Source organism: Massilia sp. Soil_C_3 (assembly GCF_057657035.1).
Genome location: NZ_JBDGJG010000007.1, coordinates 32,147 through 52,548 on the forward strand (window position 1 = coordinate 32,147; position 20,402 = coordinate 52,548).

General features: G+C 67.2%; 17 protein-coding genes. 15 read left to right on the plus strand and 2 right to left on the minus strand.

Annotation, left to right across the window (positions count from 1 at the left end):
• Nucleotides 1–3: 3 nt before the first annotated feature.
• Nucleotides 4–456, minus strand: a complete 453-nt coding sequence (locus AC3A6F_RS15325) for a CBS domain-containing protein (RefSeq protein ID WP_137176105.1) — start codon at nucleotides 454–456, stop codon at nucleotides 4–6.
• A 213-nt stretch (nucleotides 457–669) separates the two neighbouring features.
• On the opposite strand from AC3A6F_RS15325, the gene AC3A6F_RS15330 reads away from it, so the two are divergent.
• Nucleotides 670–1,980 (plus strand): O-acetylhomoserine aminocarboxypropyltransferase, encoded by a 1,311-nt coding sequence (locus AC3A6F_RS15330; RefSeq protein WP_487682142.1) that lies wholly within the window; start codon nucleotides 670–672, stop codon nucleotides 1,978–1,980.
• Between the two features lies 1 nt (nucleotide 1,981).
• Nucleotides 1,982–2,818: an alpha/beta fold hydrolase gene (locus tag AC3A6F_RS15335; protein WP_487682144.1), complete on the plus strand. Its 837-nt coding sequence runs from the start codon at nucleotides 1,982–1,984 to the stop codon at nucleotides 2,816–2,818.
• Nucleotides 2,819–2,838: 20 nt separating this feature from the next.
• Here the strand turns inward: AC3A6F_RS15335 and AC3A6F_RS15340 are convergent, their stop codons facing one another.
• A complete protein-coding gene (locus tag AC3A6F_RS15340) occupies nucleotides 2,839–4,236 on the minus strand; it encodes a YihY family inner membrane protein (RefSeq protein ID WP_487682146.1) in 1,398 nt (465 codons plus the stop codon).
• A 93-nt stretch (nucleotides 4,237–4,329) separates the two neighbouring features.
• Between AC3A6F_RS15340 and wrbA the strand changes: the two genes are divergently transcribed.
• The 13 genes from wrbA to AC3A6F_RS15405 all read left to right on the plus strand — a co-directional run bounded on the left by wrbA (nucleotide 4,330) and on the right by AC3A6F_RS15405 (nucleotide 20,376).
• Nucleotides 4,330–4,941, plus strand: coding sequence for an NAD(P)H:quinone oxidoreductase (gene wrbA / locus AC3A6F_RS15345; protein WP_123071120.1), 612 nt, complete (start codon nucleotides 4,330–4,332; stop codon nucleotides 4,939–4,941).
• A complete protein-coding gene (locus AC3A6F_RS15350; RefSeq protein ID WP_487682149.1) occupies nucleotides 4,941–5,342 on the plus strand; it encodes a DUF2069 domain-containing protein in 402 nt (133 codons plus the stop codon). The genes wrbA and AC3A6F_RS15350 overlap by 1 nt, the downstream gene beginning before the upstream one ends.
• Nucleotides 5,335–6,744, plus strand: a complete 1,410-nt coding sequence (locus AC3A6F_RS15355; RefSeq protein ID WP_487682151.1) for an FAD-binding oxidoreductase — start codon at nucleotides 5,335–5,337, stop codon at nucleotides 6,742–6,744. The genes AC3A6F_RS15350 and AC3A6F_RS15355 overlap by 8 nt, the downstream gene beginning before the upstream one ends.
• Before the next feature lie 13 nt (nucleotides 6,745–6,757).
• A complete protein-coding gene (locus AC3A6F_RS15360) occupies nucleotides 6,758–7,186 on the plus strand; it encodes a DUF4124 domain-containing protein (protein ID WP_487682153.1) in 429 nt (142 codons plus the stop codon).
• Nucleotides 7,174–9,723 (plus strand): FtsX-like permease family protein, encoded by a 2,550-nt coding sequence (locus AC3A6F_RS15365; RefSeq protein WP_487682155.1) that lies wholly within the window; start codon nucleotides 7,174–7,176, stop codon nucleotides 9,721–9,723. The genes AC3A6F_RS15360 and AC3A6F_RS15365 overlap by 13 nt, the downstream gene beginning before the upstream one ends.
• Nucleotides 9,723–10,790 (plus strand): lipocalin-like domain-containing protein, encoded by a 1,068-nt coding sequence (locus AC3A6F_RS15370; RefSeq protein ID WP_487682157.1) that lies wholly within the window; start codon nucleotides 9,723–9,725, stop codon nucleotides 10,788–10,790. Before AC3A6F_RS15365 ends, AC3A6F_RS15370 begins: the two co-directional genes overlap by 1 nt.
• A gap of 41 nt (nucleotides 10,791–10,831) precedes the next feature.
• Entirely contained in the window at nucleotides 10,832–12,679 is a 1,848-nt protein-coding gene (locus AC3A6F_RS15375) for an ABC transporter transmembrane domain-containing protein (protein ID WP_487682159.1), read from the plus strand.
• Nucleotides 12,680–12,841: 162 nt separating this feature from the next.
• The gene (locus tag AC3A6F_RS15380; RefSeq protein WP_487682161.1) at nucleotides 12,842–14,863 is read left to right on the plus strand and encodes a methyl-accepting chemotaxis protein; all 2,022 of its coding nucleotides are present in this window, start codon (nucleotides 12,842–12,844) and stop codon (nucleotides 14,861–14,863) included.
• A 33-nt stretch (nucleotides 14,864–14,896) separates the two neighbouring features.
• Entirely contained in the window at nucleotides 14,897–16,012 is a 1,116-nt protein-coding gene (locus tag AC3A6F_RS15385; RefSeq protein ID WP_487682163.1) for a threonine aldolase family protein, read from the plus strand.
• A 4-nt stretch (nucleotides 16,013–16,016) separates the two neighbouring features.
• Nucleotides 16,017–16,811 (plus strand): thymidylate synthase, encoded by a 795-nt coding sequence (locus AC3A6F_RS15390; protein ID WP_487682165.1) that lies wholly within the window; start codon nucleotides 16,017–16,019, stop codon nucleotides 16,809–16,811.
• On the plus strand, nucleotides 16,808–17,311 hold the full coding sequence (locus AC3A6F_RS15395) for a dihydrofolate reductase (protein WP_487682167.1): 504 nt from the start codon (nucleotides 16,808–16,810) through the stop codon (nucleotides 17,309–17,311). Before AC3A6F_RS15390 ends, AC3A6F_RS15395 begins: the two co-directional genes overlap by 4 nt.
• The gene (locus tag AC3A6F_RS15400) at nucleotides 17,308–17,940 is read left to right on the plus strand and encodes a DUF4337 domain-containing protein (protein WP_487682169.1); all 633 of its coding nucleotides are present in this window, start codon (nucleotides 17,308–17,310) and stop codon (nucleotides 17,938–17,940) included. Before AC3A6F_RS15395 ends, AC3A6F_RS15400 begins: the two co-directional genes overlap by 4 nt.
• A gap of 177 nt (nucleotides 17,941–18,117) precedes the next feature.
• Nucleotides 18,118–20,376 (plus strand): Orn/Lys/Arg family decarboxylase, encoded by a 2,259-nt coding sequence (locus tag AC3A6F_RS15405; protein WP_487682171.1) that lies wholly within the window; start codon nucleotides 18,118–18,120, stop codon nucleotides 20,374–20,376.
• The last annotated feature ends 26 nt before the right edge of the window (nucleotides 20,377–20,402 follow it).

Here is a 20,402-nt window from a genome sequence, read left to right on the forward strand (position 1 = left end):
CATTCAATCCGGCGCGTTCTGCTCCGCCGGCCAATCGCGGATATACGCCTTGAGCATGCGGTTCTCGAAGCTTTGCGCTTCCAGCACGGCGCGCGCGACGTCGTAGAACGAGATCACGCCCAGCAGGGTGCGGGCGTCCATCACCGGCAGGTAGCGCGCGTGCTTCTCGAGCATGATGCGGCGCACCTCGTTGACCTCGGTGTCCGGGGTCACGGTGATCGGGCTGTCGTCCATGTGACGGCGCACGGTGCCGGAACCGACCGCGCCGCCGTTCGCGTGCAGCGCCTTGAGCACTTCGCGGAAGGTCAGCATGCCGACCAGGTCGCCGTATTCCATCACCACCAGCGAACCGATATCGTTCTCGGACATCGTGGTCACCGCGTCGACCAGCGGCTGGTCAGGCGTTACGGTGTACAGGATATTGCCCTTCACTTGCAGGATTTCCGAAACTTTCATGTTCGCCACCCCCGCTTCGTCAATATTGCTGATACTGGATAAATTTGTATAAGGCATAACACCGACTGTAGCCTATGCTCGCCAAAAAATCCAGCGTTGCGCTGTATCATGGTGCACCCTTGCCGGGAGGCAGGCTTCAAGATGGTGCAGCGCAGATTGCGCAACAAGCCATAACTGCTAGGATGCGCCATTCCCACTCACCACGAGTCAAGCATGAGCGCTCCCCGACCACCCGGTTTCGACACCCTGTCCCTGCACGCGGGCAGCGCCCCCGATCCCAGCACCGGCGCACGCGCCACGCCGATCCATTTCACGTCCTCGTTCGCCTTCCGCGATTCCGACCACGGCGCCGCGCTCTTCAATATGGAACAGGCCGGCCATGTGTACTCGCGCATCTCGAACCCGACCAATGCGGTGCTGGAAGAACGCATCGCGGCGCTCGAAGGCGGCGTGGCCGGCATCGCCACCGCCAGCGGCCAGGCGGCCATGCACCTGGGCTTGACGACGCTGGTGGGCGCCGGCGACCATATCGTGGCCTCGCGCGCCCTGTATGGCGGCTCGCACAACCTGCTGGCCCATACCCTGCGCAGGTTCGGCGTCGAGACCACCTTCGTCGATCCGCGCGACCTCGATGCCTGGCGCGCCGCGATCCGGCCATCGACCAGATTGCTGTTCGGCGAAACGCTGGGCAATCCGGGCCTCGACGTGCTCGACATCCCGGCGATCTCGGAACTCGCGCATGCGCACGACCTGCCGCTGATGGTCGACGCGACCTTCACCACACCCTGGCTGCAGCGCCCCTTCGACCTGGGCGCCGACCTGCTGTTTCACTCGGCCACCAAATTCCTGTGCGGCCACGGCACCGCGATCGGCGGGCTGCTGGTCGACGGCGGCACCTTCGACTGGCAGGCGGCGCATGAACGCAGCGGCCGCTTCGCCACCCTGTGCGAGCCGTATGACGGCTTTCACGGCATGGTGTTCAGCGAAGAGTCGACCGTCGGCGCCTTCGCCCTGCGTGCGCGGCGCGAAGGCTTGCGCGACTTCGGCGCGGCAATGAGTCCGCACAATGCCTTCGCCATCCTGCAGGGCATCGAGACGCTCGGCCTGCGCATGGAACGCCACGTCGCCAATACCCGGCGCGTGGTCGAGTTCCTCGCCGCGCAGCCGATGGTGGCGTCGGTGTCCTATCCGGAGCAGGGCAGCCACCCGGACCATGCGCTGGCGCAGCGTATCCTGCCGAAAGGCTGCGGCGCCGTCTTCACCTTCGAACTGAAGGGCGACCGCGCGGCCGGCCGCCGTTTCGCCGACGGTTTGCAGGTGTTCTCGCATCTGGCCAACGTGGGCGACGCCAGGTCGCTCGTCATCCATCCCGCATCGACCACGCACTTTCGGGTGCCGGCCGGGCACCTGGCGGCCAGCGGGGTCACCGAAGGCACGCTCCGCCTGTCGGTCGGGCTGGAAGACGCGGACGACCTGATCGATGACCTCAAGCGTGGCCTGAAGCTGGCCGCGAAGGGAGCCTGAGATGCTACTCGACGTCAATGGCCATCAAGTCTATTGCTACACCGGCGGCAAGGCCTTCGACCCAAGCCTGCCGGCCGTCGTGCTGATCCACGGCGCCCAGAACGACCATTCGGTATGGGCCTTGCAAAGCCGCGCCCTCGCCCACCGCGGCTACGCGGTGCTGGCGCCGGATTTGCCGGGACACGGCCGCAGCATCGGCCCGCCCTTGTCCACGGTCGAGGCCATGGCCGCCTGGGTACTCGCCGTGCTCGACACGGCCGGCGCCAGTCGGGCGCTGCTGGGCGGGCACAGCATGGGGTCGCTGATCGCGCTGGAGGCGGCACACATCGCGCCGCAACGCGTGAGCGCCCTGGCCCTGCTGGGCGCCACCTACCCGATGCGGGTGTCGGATACGCTGCTGGACGCCGCGCGCTCCGGGCAGGACGCGGCCATCGACATGGTCGCAGCCTGGTCGCATGCTTCCTGGCTGCCCGGCCCCTCGACCGCCGGCCCGGGCACCTCGGTGATCAACACGGCGCGGCGCCTGATGCAGCGCATGGCGGCGCGCGGCGCGGATGGCCTGTTCCACACGGATTTCGCCGCCTGCAACGCGTATGCCAACGGCGAGGCAGCGGCGGCCTCGGTCTCCTGCCCGACGCTGTTCTTGCAGGGCAAAAAGGACATGATGACGCCACCGCGCTCGGCGCAGTTGCTGACCGGCTGGGTCAAACATGCCAGGGTCGTCGGCGTGGACGCCGGCCACGCGATGATGAGCGAAACGCCGGACGCGGTCCTCGACGCCCTGCTCCGCTTTGCCGCGGATGCCCGCGGGGCTCAGGCAACGGCTGAGACCACTTGATCTTCGGCCTGGCTGAACGTTCAGCTGGTAGCGCGCGCCTCGATGTCCGCCATCACGGCTTCTTCGGGATCGCCGAAATGCGCCGCCAGCGTCTGGTCCAGTCCCGCCTCGACCGCCTCCTCGACCTGGCGCGCAAGGTCGCCGACGTCGAGCGCCAGCGGCGTGTCCGGTCCGCCGTCTTCGCGCTGCATCGCCTCGGCCACCGCGCAATCGAACACGAACAGCTTGTAGACGTCGGCCAGGCGCAAGGCCCCCGGATCGGCCAGCAAGACCCAGTTCTCCTGGTTGCCGCCGCGATTGAAGCGCCAGCGGGCCCGCGCCGGGGCGTCGTCCTGCACCCGGCCGACCCAGCCTTCGGCCACCATGCGGTCCAGCAGGCGACCCATCTCGTCGTAGCCGATCCGGGTATGGTCGCGGATCGTGCTGCCGGCGACCAGCGCATTGCCGCTCAGCTTCGCGCTGCCGTGCAACACCTTGAGCACCGACATCGCGTCGACGAAGGCGCCGCCAGGCGCCGGCTGGTACCACCAGCGCTCGTGCTTGACCACCGGCAGCGCCGCGCTCAGGACCGCGCCGACCAGCGTGATCATCCAGGTTACATAGATCCAGACCAGGAATAATGGCAATGCGGCCAGCGCGCCATAGATGATGGCGTAGGTCGGGAACTGGCGGATGAACAGGCCGAAGCCCCGCTTGGCGATCTCGAAGGCGATCGCCGCCGCCAGCGCGCCCCAGAAGGCGTCGCGCCAGGCCACCTTACGGTTCGGCACCACGACGTACAGCAAGGTATAGCCGGCGGTGGTGACGGCCACCGAGGCCAGGGTGAAGAACAGGGTGCCGAGCAGGGACGCATCGCGCTCCAGGCCACCCGTTACGTCCACCAGTTGCGAGGTAAAGCTGATCGACAGGCCGAACAGCAGCGGACCCAGGGTCAGCAGGGCCCAGTAGACCAGCAGGCGCTGAGGCAGCGGGCGCGGCTGGCGCACACTCCAGATCTGGTTGAACACCCGCTCGATCAGGCTCATCGTGGCGGCCGTCGTGAACAGCAGCGCCACCGCGCCCAGGGCCGACAGTCCCTTGGCCTTGTCGGCGAACTGGGTCAGGCTGCCGCTGATGGTGCTGGCGATCGCCTTGGGCATCAGGTTCTGCACGAACCAGGCGTCGATCATCTCGCGCACCTGGCCGAAGGCCGGGAACATCGTGAAGATGGCCAGCACGATGGTCAGCAGCGGCACCAGCGCCAGGGTCGTGGTGAAGGTCAGGCTGCCCGCCACCTGCGGCAGGCGCTCTTCGCGCAGGCGGCGCACGGCAAAGCGCACCAGGTCGCGCGCCTCGGGCCAGGTCAGGCCGCGCTCGTCGCTGCCATTGACGAACTCGCCACCGGCACGCGACAACCCTTCTACCGTCTTGTTCAGCATGGTGTTGGATTCACCGGTTTCGTCATCTTCGCAAGCATTTCAGTGAACAAAGCGTGAACAAAGCGTTCAACAAACCGCACTATAATACCAAGGATGAACACGACCCCTCTGAGCATCCTCGTCCTCTACTATTCGCGCCATGGCGCCACCCGCAAGCTGGCCGAGCTGATTGCCCAGGGCATCGACAGCGTGCCGGGAGCCGAGGCCCGGCTGCGCACCGTGCCGCCGGTCTCATCGGTGGCCGAAGCCACCGCGCCCGGGATTCCCGACCAGGGGTCGCCCTACGTCGACCATGACGACCTGCGCGAGTGCGCCGGCCTGGCGCTGGGCTCGCCCACACGCTTCGGCAATATGGCCGCGAGCATGAAATACTTCCTCGACGGTACCGCGACCGAATGGGTCAATGGTACGCTGTCCGGCAAGCCGGCAGTCGTGTTCGCCTCCACCGGCAGCCTGCACGGCGGCCAGGAGGCGACCCTGCTGTCGATGATGATCCCCTTGCTGCACCATGGAATGATGGTGATGGGCCTGCCCTACACGCATCCCGAATTGATGAACACCGCCAGCGGCGGCAGCCCCTACGGCGCGACCCACTGGGCCGGCGTCGATGGCAAGCGCCCCGTCACCGAAGAAGAGCGTACGCTGACGATTGCGCTCGGTCGCCGCCTGGCAGAGGCGGCCCTGAAACTGCAGGGAAGCCGCTGATGGGAACAGGGAAAAAAGTCTTTCACGTGGGGGCGATCGCCAGCCTGATCTGGCTGATCGGCTGGCTGGTCGCCTGGGAAGCCTTCGTGGCGCCCCTGCAGCCCGGTAGCTGGCTGCTGGCCCTAAAGGCCTTGCCCCTGCTGTTGCCGCTGCGCGGCGTCATCAAGCGCGACCTGTATACCCTGCAATGGTCGTCGATGCTGATCCTGATCTATTTTGCCGAAGGCGTGGTGCGCGCCTGGGCCGACCAGAGCGCGGCCTCGCGCCACATGGCCATCGGCGAGATCGCCCTGGTCGTGGTGTATTACTTCTGCGCCCTGCTCTATCTGCGCCCGTACAAGAAAGAGGCGCAGCGCCTGGCCAAGGAGTTGCTCGACAAGGTCAAAGTGCCGCATGGCTGAAGACATCTTGGGTCGCTGCCGCGCGATCGTCGGCGACGCCCACGTCATTACCGATGAAGCGACGATGGCGCCCTTCATGGCGGATTGGCGCGGCCGCTACAGCGGGCGCGGCCTGGCGGTAGTCCTCCCCTCCGACACCACGCAAGTAGCCGCCATCGTCGCCGCCTGCGCGGCGGCGCGCGTGCCCATCGTCCCGCAAGGCGGCCGCACCGGCCTGGTCATGGGCAGCGTCCCCGACACCTCGGGCGCGGCCATCGTGCTGTCGCTGCGGCGCGTCAATCGCATCCGATCCATCGATCCCCTGAACCGCACCATGACGGTGGAGGCCGGCTGCATCCTGGCCGACGTGCAGGCCGCGGCGGGCGAGGCCGGGATGCTGTATCCGCTATCGCTGGCGGCCGAAGGCAGCTGCACGATCGGCGGCAACCTGTCGACCAATGCCGGCGGCACCGCCGTCCTACGCTACGGAAATACCCGCGAGCTGTGCCTGGGCCTCGAAGTCGTCAACGCCCAGGGCGAGGTCTGGGATGGCTTGCGCGGCCTGCGCAAGGACAATACCGGCTATGCGCTGCGCGAGCTCTTCATCGGCGCCGAGGGGACGCTGGGCGTGATCACGGCGGCGGTACTAAAACTGTACCCGGCGCCGCGCGCCGCGCTCACCGCCCTGGTAGCCCTCGATTCGCCGCGCCAGGCCGTCGAGCTTCTCGGCCTGCTGCAGGCGCGCTGCGGGGCGGCGCTGACCGGCTTCGAACTGATGTCGGCTTTTTGCCTGGACCTGGTCGCGACGCAGTTTCCCGACCTGCCGCGGCCGTTCACGGATCGCCATCCGCAATACGCGTTGGTCGAGCTCTCGAGCAATGAATCGGATGCACACGCCCACGCGCTACTGGAATCGAGCATCGGCGAGGCGCTGGAGGCCGGCGTCGCCAGCGACGCCGTGGCGGCCACCTCCAACAAGCAGGCGCTGGACCTGTGGCGGCTGCGCGAACACATCCCGCTGGCGCAGGCGGCGGCCGGCAAGAACATCAAGCACGATATTTCGCTGGCGGTGTCGGGCATCCCCGACTTCATCGCGCGCGCCGACGCCGCACTGGAGGCGGCTTTTCCCGGCTGCCAGCCAGTCACCTTCGGCCACCTGGGCGACGGCAACCTGCACTACAACGTGGCGCCCCCGGCCGGGGGATCACACGAAGCCTTCCTGGCGCACCAAGCGGACGTCAACCGCATCGTGCACGACCTGGTGGCCGATTGCGGCGGCTCGATCTCGGCCGAACACGGCATTGGCATGCTCAAACGCGAAGAACTGGCGCGCTACAAGTCGCCGGTCGAACTTGGCATGATGCGTGCCATCAAAGCCGCGCTCGACCCGCTCGGCATCATGAACCCTGGGAAGATACTATGACCAGGAGTCGCGCATGCACCGCTTGCTCTCGATCGTCACGGCCTGCATCCTGTGCCAGGGCCAGGCCGCCGGCGCCATTTACAAATGCCATGAGGGCGGGCGGGTGACCTACGCCGACCGTCCCTGCACTGGCGCTGGCGCGGAGTTGCCCGTGCGCGCCGCCCCGCCGCCCGATCCCGAAACGCTGGCGCGCCTGGATCGCGCGCGCGACCTGGCCATGGATATCGACAAGCAACGCGCCGAGCAAACGCTGCGCGAGGAACGCGACGCCGAACGCGCCCGACGCGCGGCGCTGGCCCTGCGCAAGCGCTGCGACAAGCTGCGCCTGCAGCGCCAGTGGCTCGAAGAAGACCTGGCAAGAACACGGGGCGACGCAAAAGAGGCGGCCCGGATCAAGGTGCGGCGCCAGGCCGAGACATTGGCGGTGGAATGCCCGGCCTGAGCCTGCTGTCACGCTGGCTGCTGCTCGGCGAGTGGCGCGCGCATCCGGTGCGGGCCCTGGTCGCCATCGCGGCGATCGCCGTCGGCGTGGCGATGGGCTTCGCCATCCACCTGATCAACGCCGCCGCCTTCAATGAATTCTCGGCCGCCGTCAAGAGCCTGTCGGGCCAGGCCGACATCCAGGTACAAGGCCGCGAGCCGCTGTTCGACGAATCCGTCTACCCCTTCCTGGCCGAACATCGCGAGGTGGCGCTGGCCTCCCCCATCCTCGACGTCCAGGCCGGCGTGCCGGGCGCCGACGGTGCACTGCGCATCGTCGGCATCGACCCGTTTCGCGCCGGCGCCATCTCGCCCGACCTGCTCGGGGTGACGGACGAAGGCCGCCGGCTCGACATCCTGGCCGACGATGCGTTGTTCCTGTCGCCGGCGGCCCAGGCCTGGCTGGATAAACGGCGCGGCGACACCCTGGTGCTGCGCGCCGGCACTGGAGTAGTATCCCTACGCGTGGCCGGACCGGTCCAGCGCGCCCGCGCCGGCCAGCGCCTGGCGGTGATGGACATCGGCGCCGCCCAATGGCGCCTCAACCGGCTCGGCCAGCTGTCGCGGGTCGATCTCAAACTGCGCGACGGCGTCGACCGCGCGGCCTTCCAGCGCAGCCTCGCCACCCAACTGGATAAAACCTGGCCGGGTCGCTTCACCGTCGGCCAACCGAACGACGCCGACCAGGAAAGCCGTACCGCCAATATGAGCCGCGCCTACCGCGTCAACCTGACCGTGCTGGCGCTCGTGGCGCTGTTCACCGGCGCCTTCCTCGTGTTTTCGACGCAGGCGCTGTCGGTGATGCGCCGGCGCAGCCAGTTCGCGCTGCTGCGGGTGCTGGGCCTCGAACGGGGCCAATTGCTGCGCCAGGTGCTGCTCGAAGGCGGCAGCCTGGGTGTGCTCGGCGCGCTGCTCGGCATCGGCGCAGGCTTCGCGCTGGCGGGGGCCGCGCTGCATTTCTTCGGCGGCGACCTGGGCGCCGGCTACTTCCCCGGCATCCGCCCGCACGTCGCGTTCACGCCCGGCGCCGCCATCGCGTTCTTCGCGCTGGGCCTGGGCGTGGCCTTGCTCGGCTGCCTGGCGCCGGCCTGGGAGGCGGCGCGCGCACGGCCGGCGGTGGCCATCAAGTCCGGGGCCGACGAAGCGCCGCTCACGCGCCTGGCGCGGGTTTGGCCCTCGTTCGTGTGCCTGGCGCTGGCCGCCGCGTTCTCGTTCGCGCCGCCGGTGTTCGAACTGCCCTTGTTCGGCTACCTCGCGATCGCCCTGCTGCTGGTCGGCGGCATCGGCCTGATGCCGCGCTTCGCGGCGCTGACCTTTCGCGCGCTTGAATCGCTGCTGGCGCGGCGTCGTAGCGCACCGCCGGTGCTGGCGCTGTCGCTGGCGCGGCTGGCCAATGCGCCGGGGCAGGCCTCGATCGCCCTCGGCGGCATCCTGGCCAGCTTCAGCCTGATGGTGGCGATGGGGATCATGGTGTCGAGCTTTCGGGTCTCGGTCGACGACTGGATGGGCCATATCCTGCCGGCCGACCTGTACGTACGCACGGTCGATGCCGGCGGCACCGGTTTCCTGAGCCGCGAGCAGCAGTCCGCCTTGGCGAGCCTGCCCGGCGTCGAGAAAGTGCAATTCCTGCGCACCCGGCGCGTGTCATTGGCGCCCGAACGGCCGCCGATCGTCGTCATCGCCCGCGACATCGACGCGAGCGACCCGGCGCGCGTGCTGTACCTGGTCGGCGAGTCCGCAGCGATCCCGGCAGGCAGCAGGCCGGCCTGGGTATCGGAAGCGATGCTCGACCTGTACGGCGCCCGCGTCGGCCAGCGCCTGGCCCTGCCGCTGGGCGGCGGCGAGGCCGACTTCTTCATCGCCGGCGCCTGGCGCGACTACGCCAACCAGGGCGGCTCGGTCGTAATCCAGCTGGGGGACTACCGCCGCCTGACGGGTGAACAGGAAGTGACCGACGCCGCCCTGTGGAGCGCGCGCGGCGCCGACGCGGCCACGCTGGAGGGCAGCCTGCGCGCGCTGCCGTTCGGGCCGTCGCTCAATACGATGCGGCCCGGCGACATCCGCGCCACCAGCCTCAAGATCTTCGACCGCAGTTTCGCCGTCACTTACCTGCTCGAGGCGATCGCGATCGCCATTGGCCTCTCGGGCATCGCGGCGAGTTTTTCAGCCCAGACTTTGGCAAGGGCGCGAGAATTCGGTATGCTGCGCCACGTCGGCGTTACCCGGCGCCAGGTCTTGCAGCTGCTCGCCTTCGAAGGCGGGCTGCTCACGAGCCTCGGCGTCGTCGCCGGCTTCGCGCTCGGGCTGGTGATCAGCCTGATCCTGGTGTACGTGATCAACCCGCAGTCCTTCCACTGGACCATGGGCTTGCACCTGCCCTGGCCCCTGCTCGGCAGCGTGGCCGCGGTGCTGATTGCTGCATCGGTTGCTACCGCGCTCGTCTCGGGACGCCAGGCATTGTCCGGCGGTCCGGTGCGCGCGGTCAGAGAGGATTGGTAATGCGTTTTATTCTGTGCCTGCTGGTGTTGCTGTCGGTGTCCGCCCATGCTGCGCCGCCCGTGTATGCGCCGGTCACCCCTGGCGCCGGCCTGTCGTTCCCGCGCGATTACGGCGCGCATCCCGAGTTTCGCACCGAGTGGTGGTACGTCACCGGCTGGGTCGAGACGCCCGACAAGCGCCCGCTCGGCTTTCAGGTCACCTTCTTTCGCAGCCGCACCGGAGCCGACAATGCCAATCCGAGCCACTTCGCGCCGCGCCAGCTGGTAATCGGCCACGCGGCCCTGTCCGATCCCCAGGTCGGCCGCCTGGTGCACGACGAGCGCAGCGCGCGCGAAGGATTCAGCATGGCCTGGGCCCGGCCCGGGAACACCGACCTGAAACTGGACGACTGGCGCATGGTGCGTGACGCGAACGGCGTTTACCGCGTCACCATCCGCTCCAACCAGCTGACGCTCGAACTGCGCCTGAAGCCGACCCAGCCGGTGCTGGTACAGGGCCAGGGCGGCTATTCGCGCAAGGGCCCCAGCGCCCAGCATGCGAGCTACTACTACAGCGAACCGCACCTCGAAGTGTCCGGCACGGTCGGCCGCGCCGGCATGGCCGCCACGCAGGTGACCGGCAACGCATGGCTCGACCACGAATGGTCGAGCGAGGCGCTGCAGCCGGACGCCGTGGGCTGGGATTGGGTCGGCGCCAACCTCGACGACGGCGGCGCCCTGATGGCTTTCCAGATCCGCGACCGCCAAGGTGGTAAACTATGGGCGCACGCCACCCGGCGCGACAAGGCCGGCAAGGTGGTGCACTACGCGCCCGAGCAGATCGCGTTCGCGCCGCAGACGCACTGGAAGTCGCCGCGCACCGGCGCCACGTATCCGATCGCGACCACGATCACCACGGGCGGCCAGCGCTGGCAGGTGGTACCGCTGCAGCAAGACCAGGAACTCGATTCGCGCCGCTCGACCGGCGCCGTGTACTGGGAAGGCGCGGTCACAATCCTGCAGGACGGCCGCCGGGTGGGCCGCGGCTACCTCGAGATGACCGGCTATGTGCAGCCCATGAAGCTCTGAATGAACAACGATAATAAGAACGATCGAAACACCAAAACACGATGACCACCCGTAATACCGGCAAGACCGACCCAGATCCATCCCGCAAGAGCAGCCTGGCCACCCTCAGGGGCTTGAGTCCCTTCCTGCGTCCCTATCGCCGCCAGTTCCTGCTGGCCGGCATCGCCCTGCTGTTCGCGGCCGGCGCCACCCTGGCGATCCCCGCTGCCTTCAAGCAGATGATCGACCTGGGCTTCGGCGCCGCCAGCGCGACCGCAGCCGCCGGCGCCGCCATCGAAGGCGGCAGCCTGGAACACATCAATGCCACCTTCCTGGCCCTGTTCGGCGTGGCCGCGGTGCTCGCGGTGGCCACCGCGGCGCGCTTCTACATGGTGTCGTGGCTGGGCGAACGCGTCACCGCCGACATTCGCAGCGCGGTCTACGGCCACGTGGTACGCCAGAGCCCCGAATTCTTCGAGACCACCCGCACCGGCGAAGTGCTGTCGCGCCTGACCACCGACACCACCCTGATCCAGACCGTGGTCGGCACCAGCATTTCGCTGGCCCTGCGCAATACGTTGCTGTTCTTCGGCGGCCTGGTGATGCTGTTCGTGACCAGCCCGCGCCTGACCTCCATCATCCTGGGCCTGCTGGTGCTGGTGGTGCTGCCGATCGTGCTGTTCGGCCGCCGCGTGCGCAAGCTCTCGCGCGATTCGCAGGACCGCATCGCCGACGCCTCGGCGGTGGCCGGCGAGATCCTGAACGCGATGCCGACCGTGCAGGCGTTTACCCGCGAAGGCCATGAATCCGGCCGCTTCTCAAAGGAAGTCGAAGGCGCCTTCACCACCGCCATGCGCCGCATCCGGGCGCGCTCCACGCTCACCATGCTGGCCATCGTGCTGATCTTCGGCGCGATCGTGTTCGTGCTGTGGCTCGGCGCCCACGCCGTGCTCGAAGGAACGATGACCGGCGGCGACCTGGGCCAGTTCATCCTGTACGCCGGCATCGTCGCCGGTTCGGTCGGCGCCCTGTCGGAAGTGATGGGCGACGCCCAGCGCGCCGCCGGCGCCACCGAACGCCTGCTCGAGCTGCTTGGCGCGCAATCCGAGATCCAGGATCCGCTGCAGCCCAGGGCCCTCCCGGCACGCACCGAGAACGGCGCCCGCGTGACCCTCGACGACGTGACCTTCGCCTATCCGTCGCGCCTGGACGAAGCCGCCCTGTCGCACCTGGCGCTCGATATCCGCCCCGGCGAGACGGTGGCCGTGGTCGGCCCTTCCGGCGCCGGCAAGACCACCCTGTTCCAGCTGCTGTTGCGCTTCTACGATCCGCAGGCCGGCGCCATCCGCCTCGATGGCGTCGATGTACGCGACCTGGCGCTGCACACGCTGCGCGGCGCGGTCGGCATCGTGCCGCAAGACACCGTGATCTTCTCGCTCGACGCCATGGAAAACATCCGCTACGGCCGCCCGGACGCCAGCGACGACGAGGTGATCGCCGCGGCGAAGATGGCCGCCGCCCACGATTTCATCGAACGCCTGCCGCAGGGTTATACCTCGTTCCTGGGCGAGCGCGGGGTGCGCCTGTCGGGCGGCCAGCGCCAGCGCATCGCGATCGCGCGCGCCCTGCTCAAGAACCCGCCGCTGCTGCTGCTGGACGAAGCCACCAGCGCGCTCGACGCCGAATCCGAACGCCTGGTGCAGCGCGCGCTCGAAGCGGCGATGGTCGGCCGCACCACCATCATCATCGCCCACCGCCTGGCGACGGTGCAGCGGGCCGACCGCATCATCGTGCTGGATGAAGGCCGGATCGTCGAATCCGGCACCCACGCCGAGCTGATCGCGTTGCGTGGCGTATACGCCAACCTCGCGGCGCTGCAGTTCCAGACCCATGCGCCGGTGGCTGCGTAAACACGTGTATCTGAGAGTACAATTCGTAGTATTACGTAGCAATCCACCAAGCTGTTGTACCGGGGCTACCAGGTAGCATTCCAAAACTCACTAAATGTTGCAGTAAGAAAAGTTTGCGAGGTATGATCGCGGGTTATATCCCTCTATTTTTCCTCACAATACATGAGCAACCGTAAATTTAGTCCAGCGAGCTGGAATGTCGGCACGCGCATCAGCGCAGTCACCTTCCTGTTGGCCGGCGCCATCATTGCCGCCCTGATCGCGACCATTACCGTCCTGACCTCCGGCATGCTGGAACGGCGCGCCATCGACGGCGTGAGGAACGAGCTGCATGGCGTCGCCAGCACCGTCGAGCTGTTCAACAAGACGGTCAGCAGCCAGGCGGTCAGCTTCGGCCGCATCTTCCGCGCCGGCCTGCCGGGCGACTTCGCGCTGGACGAAGCGACCACCGTCGACGTTGGCGGGCGCCAGGTGCCGACGCTGAGCGTGGCCGGCCATCCGCTCAACCTCGACTTCAACGCCCCGGACGCGTTCACCGAACGCACCGGCGGCAACGCCACCATCTTCGCCGCCGCCGGCGAGGACTTCGTGCGCGTGACGACCTCGGTCAAGAAGGAAAACGGCGAGCGCGCGGTGGGCACCGCCCTCGACAAGGCCTCGCCAGCCTACCCGGCGCTGCGCGCCGGCCGCACCTATGTCGGCCTGACCACGCTGTTCGGGAAACAGTTCATCACCCAGTACGAGCCGGTGCGCGACGCGGCCGGCAAGGTCGTCGGCGCGCTCTACGTCGGGGTCGACATCACGGCCGACGTGGCCGCCCTCAAGGAGCGCATCCGCGCCGTCAAGGTTGGCGACACCGGCTACTTCTTCGTGCTGTCGTCGGCGCCGAAGACCTATGGCGACCTGATCGTCCACCCGAACAAGGAAGGCGAGAACATCCTCGACAGCAAGTCGGCCGACGGCCACGCCTTCATCAAGGAAATGCTGGAGAAGAAGGAAGGCACGATCAGCTACGACTGGCAGAACCCGGGCGAGCTGCGCGCGCGCGAGAAATTCGCGGCCTATTCGGAAATGAAGGACTGGAACTGGGTCATCGCCGGCGGCACCTACCGCGACGAGATCACCGCCGCTGCGACCGAACTGCGCAACCGCTTCATCGTATTCGGCCTGGCGGCGCTGGCCGTGCTGGCCACCGTGCTGTACTTCCTGGTACGCGCCACCGTCACCCGTCCGCTGGCCGAGGTGCAGGCAGTCGCCACCCGCATCGCCGACGGCGACCTGACCGCGTCGGCCACCGCACGCCGCGACGACGAGATTGGCCGCCTCGTGGGCGCCATCAACGAGATCGGCGCACGTTTGTCGGGCGTGGTCGGCCAGGTGCGCGACGGCGCCGAACACATCGCCACCGCCTCGCAGGAAATCTCGACCGGCAACCTGGACCTGTGCAGCCGCACCGAGGAGCAAGCGGCCAGCCTGGCCACCACCGCCTCGTCGATGGACCAGCTGACCGCGACCGTGCGCCAGAACGCCGACAATGCGCGCCAGGCCGACCAGCTGGCCCGCAGCGCCTCCGAAGTCGCCCAGAAGGGCGGCAGCACGGTGTCGCAAGTCGTGGCGCGCATGGACTCGATTTCCCAGGCTTCGCGCAAGATCTCGGACATCACCAGCGTCATCGACGGCATCGCATTCCAGACCAACATCCTGGCGCTGAATGCGGCCGTAGAGGCGGCGCGCGCCGGCGAGCAGGGCCGCGGCTTCGCGGTCGTCGCCAGCGAAGTACGCAACCTGGCCCAGCGCTCTGCGGCCGCCGCCAAGGAGATCAAGGTCCTGATCGACGCCTCCAACAGCGAAGTCAATGCCGGCAGCCAGCTGGTCGCCCAGGCCGGCACGACGATGCAGGAAGTGCTCGACAGCGTGCAGCGCGTGACGGACGTCATTTCCGAGATCAGCAGCGCCAGCCAGGAACAGACGCAAGGCATCGAAGAGATCAACCGCTCGGTGGTCGAGATGGACACCGTGACCCAGCAGAACGCGGCACTGGTCGAAGAAGCCAGCGCCGCCGCCCAGGCCATGCACGAACAGGCCGACGCGCTGGCGCGTTCGGTGCGCCGCTTCCGCCTGGCCGACGAGCGCGAGGCCGCCGCGATGACGGCGCCGAAGCGCCGCGCGCTGATCGAGAACTGATAGAGTAGCGGGCTCGCCTTCCAGGAGCCCGCTTTGCCTGACACCGACCTGCAGCGCCGCTGCCATACCGTCTTCCCCGGCCACCGCCAGCCGCGCCCGGCCGAACTGTTCGCCGCCATGGCCGCCTGGTGCGAAGAATACGACGTCGACCACGACGTCTACGGCAACGGCGCCCTGATCCAGGACTTCGAGCGCAAGGTCGCCGCCCTGCTGGGCTTCGAGGCCGCCGTGTTCTGCATCAGCGGCACCATGGCCCAGGTCACGGCGCTGCGCCTCGGCGCCGACGACCGGGGCGGCCGCCTGGTAGCCCTGCATCCGACCTCGCACATCTTCATTCACGAACGTTCCAACTACCAGTTGCTGGACCATTTCCAGGCGCTGTCCGTCGGCGACCGTCACCGTCCCTGGGTCGAGGCCGACCTGGCGGCGGTGCCGGACCGCCTCGGCGCTGTCGGCCTCGAGATCCCGATGCGCGAGATCGGCGGCCAGCTGTCAAGCTGGGACGAGCTGGAAGCGATCAAGCGCCACTGCCGCACCCACGGCATCCACCTGCACATGGACGGCGCGCGCCTGTGGGAAGCGGCGGCGGGCTATGGTCGCGATGTCGCCGCGATCGCGGCCGGCTTCGATTCCGTCTACGTGTCGCTGTACAAGGGCATCGGCGGGCTGGGTGGCGCCATGCTGCTCGGCAGCCGCGCCTTCGTGGACCGCAGCGCCGAATGGTTCCGGCGCCAGGGCGGCAACGTCATTCACCGCTCGCCGTATATCGTCGCTGCGGCCATGGGGTTCGACGCGCGGCTGGCGGCGATGCCCGCGTATTTCGAGCGCACCCGCTTCCTGTATCGAGCCCTGGGCGCGCACCCCGAATTGCGCGTCAATCCCGCCGCACCGCAATCGAATATGCTGCACATTCACCTGCCAGTCGAGCGCAAACGCGCGCTCGCGGTGCGCGACGCGCTGGCGCGCGAGCACGGCATCTGGATGTTCAACCGCGCCGTGCATGGCGCCCTGCCGGCATCCTGCGTCATCGAGATCTACGTCGGCGACAACCTGCTGTCGTTGTCCGATGACGCGGTGCGAGAAGCCCTGCGGCGATTCGCCGCGGCATTGGCGGCGAATGCTAAAATGACCGATTCTTCAACCACGTAACGCAATGCGCCAATATCTCGAATTCATGCGCCATGTGAAAGAGCATGGCGCCATCAAGACCGACCGCACCGGCACCGGCACCCGCTCGGTGTTCGGCTACCAGATGCGCTTTGACCTGCAGGAAGGTTTCCCGCTCCTGACCACCAAGAAGGTGCACCTGAAGTCGATCATCCATGAACTGATCTGGTTCCTGCAGGGCTCGACCAATATCGCCTACCTGAAGGAAAACGGCGTGTCCATCTGGGACGAATGGGCAGATGCCGAGGGCAACCTGGGCCCCATCTACGGCTACCAGTGGCGCAACTGGCCGACGCCCTCCGGCGAGCACATCGACCAGATATCGCAGGTGCTCGAACAGATCCGCACCACGCCGGACTCGCGCCGGATGATCGTCTCGGCCTGGAACGTGGGCGACGTGCCGCAGATGAAGCTGCCGCCCTGCCACGCGCTGTTCCAGTTCTACGTGGCCGACGGCAAACTGTCCTGCCAGCTGTACCAGCGCAGCGCCGACATCTTCCTGGGCGTGCCCTTCAATATCGCCTCGTACGCGATCCTGACCCACATGATGGCCCAGCAGGCCGGGCTCGAAGTGGGCGACTTCGTCTGGACCGGCGGCGACTGCCACCTGTATTCGAACCACATGGACCAGGTCGACCTGCAGCTGTCGCGCGAGACCCGCGCGCTGCCGCGCCTCGAGATCAAGCGCAAGCCCGATTCGCTGTTCGACTATCGCTTCGACGACTTCGAGATCACGGGCTACGATCCGCATCCCCCGATCAAGGCCCCGGTCGCCGTATGAGCAATCCCCCTCGCCTGACCCTGGTGGTCGCCATCGACGGCCAGGGCGGCATCGGCATCGACAACAAGATGCCCTGGCACCTGCCCGAGGATTTCGCCCACTTCAAGCGCGTCACGCTCGGCAAACCGGTGATCATGGGCCGCAAGACCTTCGATTCGATCGGCCGCGTCCTGCCCGGACGCCGCAACATCGTCATCACGCGCAGCGCCGACTGGTCGCACGAGGGCGCCGAGCGCGCGACGTCGCTGGATGCGGCCATCGCCATGCTCGGCGGCGCGCCGGCCAGCATCATCGGCGGCGCCCAGATCTTCGCCCAGTCCATGGACATCGCCGACGCCATGATCGTCACCCATATCGACCGCGTTTTCGAATGCGACACGTTCTTTCCGCCGATCGACGCGGCCGTGTGGCGCGAAACGGCGCGCGACAGTCACCACAGCCAGGCCAATGGTTTCGGCTACGCCTTCGTGACGTATGCACGCCGCGGTGCGATGCCATGAACGAGTCGGCACGCCCACCGGGCTCGCGCGGCGGCGACGGCTTCTCAGGCCGCATCGCGGTATTGATCGCGGTACTGGCCACGCTCGGCACCCTGTTCGCCTTCCTGGGCACGTCGTCGCACAATGACGCCAGCCTGTACAAGACCCAGGCGGCGATGGAAAAGACCAGCGCCGCCAATGCCTGGAGCCACTACCAGGCCAAGTCGAGCCGCCAGAACCTGGCCGAGCTGGCCGCAACGCTCCCCGGCGTCGACGGCGTGCGCTACCGCGACGAAGCGGAGCGCTACCGGGAAGAAAAGGACGTCATCCGCAAGGAAGCCGAGCGCTGGGAAGCGGCGTCGGGCGAATCGAACCGCCGCTCGGACGACGCCCTGCACCGCCAGCGCCAGTGGGCCGCCGCCTCGGTGGCCCAGCAGATCGCGATCTCGCTGGCCGCCGTCACGCTGCTGGCGCGCCGCACCTGGCTGCTCACGCTCACCGGGGCCGTGGCGGCCTTCGGCATCACGCTGGGGCTGTTCGCCTTCATGCATGGCAGCGTCACGGCGCTGTCACCGATCCCGCTCTTTGGCGCGCTGATTGCGGCGCTGTTGACCGAGGGCATCCGGCGCGCCGGGCGAAGAATCGACTAGAGTGCGCCACCCTTCCGGAACAGTGGCTAACCTAGCAAAAAAACTTGCACCGGGACCCGTGTTTTCTGCGAAAATCCGCTTCTCATTTTTCTACGGTGCCGTGCGCGGCGGCCAGACCCTCCGGAATGTTCCGGAGAGGACCTGCCGCTTCCACGGCGCTTCGTTTTGGAGCTGTCCATGAAATTTCGTTTCCCTATCGTCATCATCGATGAGGATTTCCGCTCGGAGAACACCTCCGGTCTCGGCATTCGCGCCCTCGCGGCCGCGATGGAACAGGAAGGCATGGAGGTCGTCGGTGTGACCAGCTATGGCGACCTGTCCCAGTTCGCCCAGCAGCAATCGCGCGCATCGGCCTTCGTCCTGTCGATCGACGACGAGGAATTCGGCGGCGGCTCGCTCGAAGAGACCGACTTCGCACTGACCGGCCTGCGCGCCTTCGTGAAGGAAATCCGTCACAAGAACGCCAATATACCGATCTATATCTATGGCGAGACGCGCACCAGCCGCCACATCCCGAACGACATCCTGAAGGAGCTGCACGGCTTCATCCACATGTTCGAGGACACCCCGGAATTCGTGGCGCGCCACATCATCCGCGAGGCCAAGGCCTACCTCGACAGCCTGGCGCCGCCGTTCTTCCGCGCGCTGGTCAACTACGCCTACGACGGCTCCTATTCGTGGCACTGCCCGGGCCACTCGGGCGGCGTGGCTTTCCTGAAGTCGCCGATCGGCCAGATGTTCCACCAGTTCTTTGGCGAGAACATGCTGCGCGCCGACGTCTGCAACGCGGTCGAAGAACTGGGACAGTTACTTGATCATACCGGCCCGGTGGCCAAGTCCGAACGCAACGCCGCGCGCATCTACAGCGCCGACCACTGCTACTTCGTGACCAACGGCACCTCCACCTCGAACAAGATGGTGTGGCACTCGACCGTGGCGCCGGGCGACATCGTCGTGGTCGACCGCAACTGCCACAAGTCGATCCTGCACTCGATCATCATGTGCGGCGCGATTCCCGTGTTCCTGATGCCGACCAGGAATCACCTGGGCATCATCGGCCCGATCCCGCTCGAAGAGTTCACGCCCGAATCGATCGCCCGCAAGATCGAGGCCAATCCGTTCGCGCGCGACGCCGTCAACAAGAAGCCGCGCATCCTCACCATCACCCAGTCGACCTACGACGGCGTGGTGTACAACGTCGAGACCCTGCGCGAAATGCTGGACGGGAAGATCGACACCCTGCACTTCGACGAAGCCTGGCTGCCGCACGCGACCTTCCACGACTTCTACAAGAACATGCACGCGATCGGCCAGGACCGCCCGCGCGCCAAGGAGTCGATGATCTTCTCGACCCAGTCGACGCACAAGCTGCTGGCCGGCCTGTCGCAGGCTTCGCAGGTGCTGGTGCGCGAATCCGAATCGGTCAAGCTCGACCAGGATGCCTTCAACGAAGCCTACCTGATGCACACCTCGACCTCGCCGCAGTACTCGATCATCGCTTCGTGCGACGTCGCCGCGGCCATGATGGAAGCGCCAGGCGGCACCGCCCTGGTCGAGGAATCGATCCTGGAAGCGCTGGACTTCCGCCGCGCGATGAAGAAGGTCGACGAAGACTTCGGCGCCGACTGGTGGTTCCAGGTCTGGGGTCCGGATAAATTCTCGGAAGAAGGCATCGGCACCCAGGACGACTGGATGATCCGCGCCGAAGAGAACTGGCACGGCTTCGGCAAGCTGGCGCCGGGCTTCAATATGCTCGACCCGATCAAGGCCACCATCGTGACCCCGGGCCTGGACCTGTCGGGCCAGTTCGGCGAGACCGGCATCCCGGCCTCGATCGTCACCAAGTACCTGGCCGAGCACGGCGTCATCATCGAGAAGTGCGGCCTGTACTCGTTCTTCATCATGTTCACCATCGGTATCACCAAGGGCCGCTGGAACACGCTGGTGACGGCGCTGCAGCAGTTCAAGGACGACTACGACCGCAACGCCCCGATGTGGCGCGCGATGCCGCAGTTCGCCTCGGCCAACCCGCGCTACGAGACGCACGGCCTGCGCGACCTGTGCACCGAGATCCACACCTTCTACAAATCGCGCGACGTGGCCCGCCTGACCACCGAGATGTATTTGTCGGACATGATCCCGGCCATGAAGCCATCGGACGCCTTCGCCAATATGGCGCACCGCAAGATCGAGCGCGTGGCGATCGACGAACTCGAAGGCCGCATCACCGCGATCCTGCTGACGCCTTACCCGCCGGGCATTCCGCTGCTGATCCCGGGCGAGCGTTTCAATCGCGTGATCGTCGACTACCTGCGCTTCGCGCGCGACTTCAACGAACGCTTCCCGGGCTTCGAGACCGACGTCCACGGCCTGGTCAAGCGTGAAGTCGACGGCAAGCGCGGTTACTTCGTCGATTGCGTGATGCAGGACGCGTAAACCGAAACGGGGCTGGGGCTGGAGCC

Coding starts and splice junctions, on each gene's coding strand:
- AC3A6F_RS15360 (WP_487682153.1), top strand. CDS start 6,758: ATGCACCGCTTGCTCTCGATCGTCACGGCCTGCATCCTGTGCCAGGGC.
- AC3A6F_RS15370 (WP_487682157.1), top strand. CDS start 9,723: ATGCGTTTTATTCTGTGCCTGCTGGTGTTGCTGTCGGTGTCCGCCCAT.
- AC3A6F_RS15325 (WP_137176105.1), bottom strand. CDS start 456: ATGAAAGTTTCGGAAATCCTGCAAGTGAAGGGCAATATCCTGTACACC.
- wrbA (WP_123071120.1), top strand. CDS start 4,330: ATGAACACGACCCCTCTGAGCATCCTCGTCCTCTACTATTCGCGCCAT.
- AC3A6F_RS15340 (WP_487682146.1), bottom strand. CDS start 4,236: ATGCTGAACAAGACGGTAGAAGGGTTGTCGCGTGCCGGTGGCGAGTTC.
- AC3A6F_RS15355 (WP_487682151.1), top strand. CDS start 5,335: ATGGCTGAAGACATCTTGGGTCGCTGCCGCGCGATCGTCGGCGACGCC.
- AC3A6F_RS15395 (WP_487682167.1), top strand. CDS start 16,808: ATGAGCAATCCCCCTCGCCTGACCCTGGTGGTCGCCATCGACGGCCAG.
- AC3A6F_RS15380 (WP_487682161.1), top strand. CDS start 12,842: ATGAGCAACCGTAAATTTAGTCCAGCGAGCTGGAATGTCGGCACGCGC.
- AC3A6F_RS15335 (WP_487682144.1), top strand. CDS start 1,982: ATGCTACTCGACGTCAATGGCCATCAAGTCTATTGCTACACCGGCGGC.
- AC3A6F_RS15330 (WP_487682142.1), top strand. CDS start 670: ATGAGCGCTCCCCGACCACCCGGTTTCGACACCCTGTCCCTGCACGCG.
- AC3A6F_RS15400 (WP_487682169.1), top strand. CDS start 17,308: ATGAACGAGTCGGCACGCCCACCGGGCTCGCGCGGCGGCGACGGCTTC.
- AC3A6F_RS15390 (WP_487682165.1), top strand. CDS start 16,017: ATGCGCCAATATCTCGAATTCATGCGCCATGTGAAAGAGCATGGCGCC.
- AC3A6F_RS15405 (WP_487682171.1), top strand. CDS start 18,118: ATGAAATTTCGTTTCCCTATCGTCATCATCGATGAGGATTTCCGCTCG.
- AC3A6F_RS15365 (WP_487682155.1), top strand. CDS start 7,174: ATGCCCGGCCTGAGCCTGCTGTCACGCTGGCTGCTGCTCGGCGAGTGG.
- AC3A6F_RS15350 (WP_487682149.1), top strand. CDS start 4,941: ATGGGAACAGGGAAAAAAGTCTTTCACGTGGGGGCGATCGCCAGCCTG.
- AC3A6F_RS15375 (WP_487682159.1), top strand. CDS start 10,832: ATGACCACCCGTAATACCGGCAAGACCGACCCAGATCCATCCCGCAAG.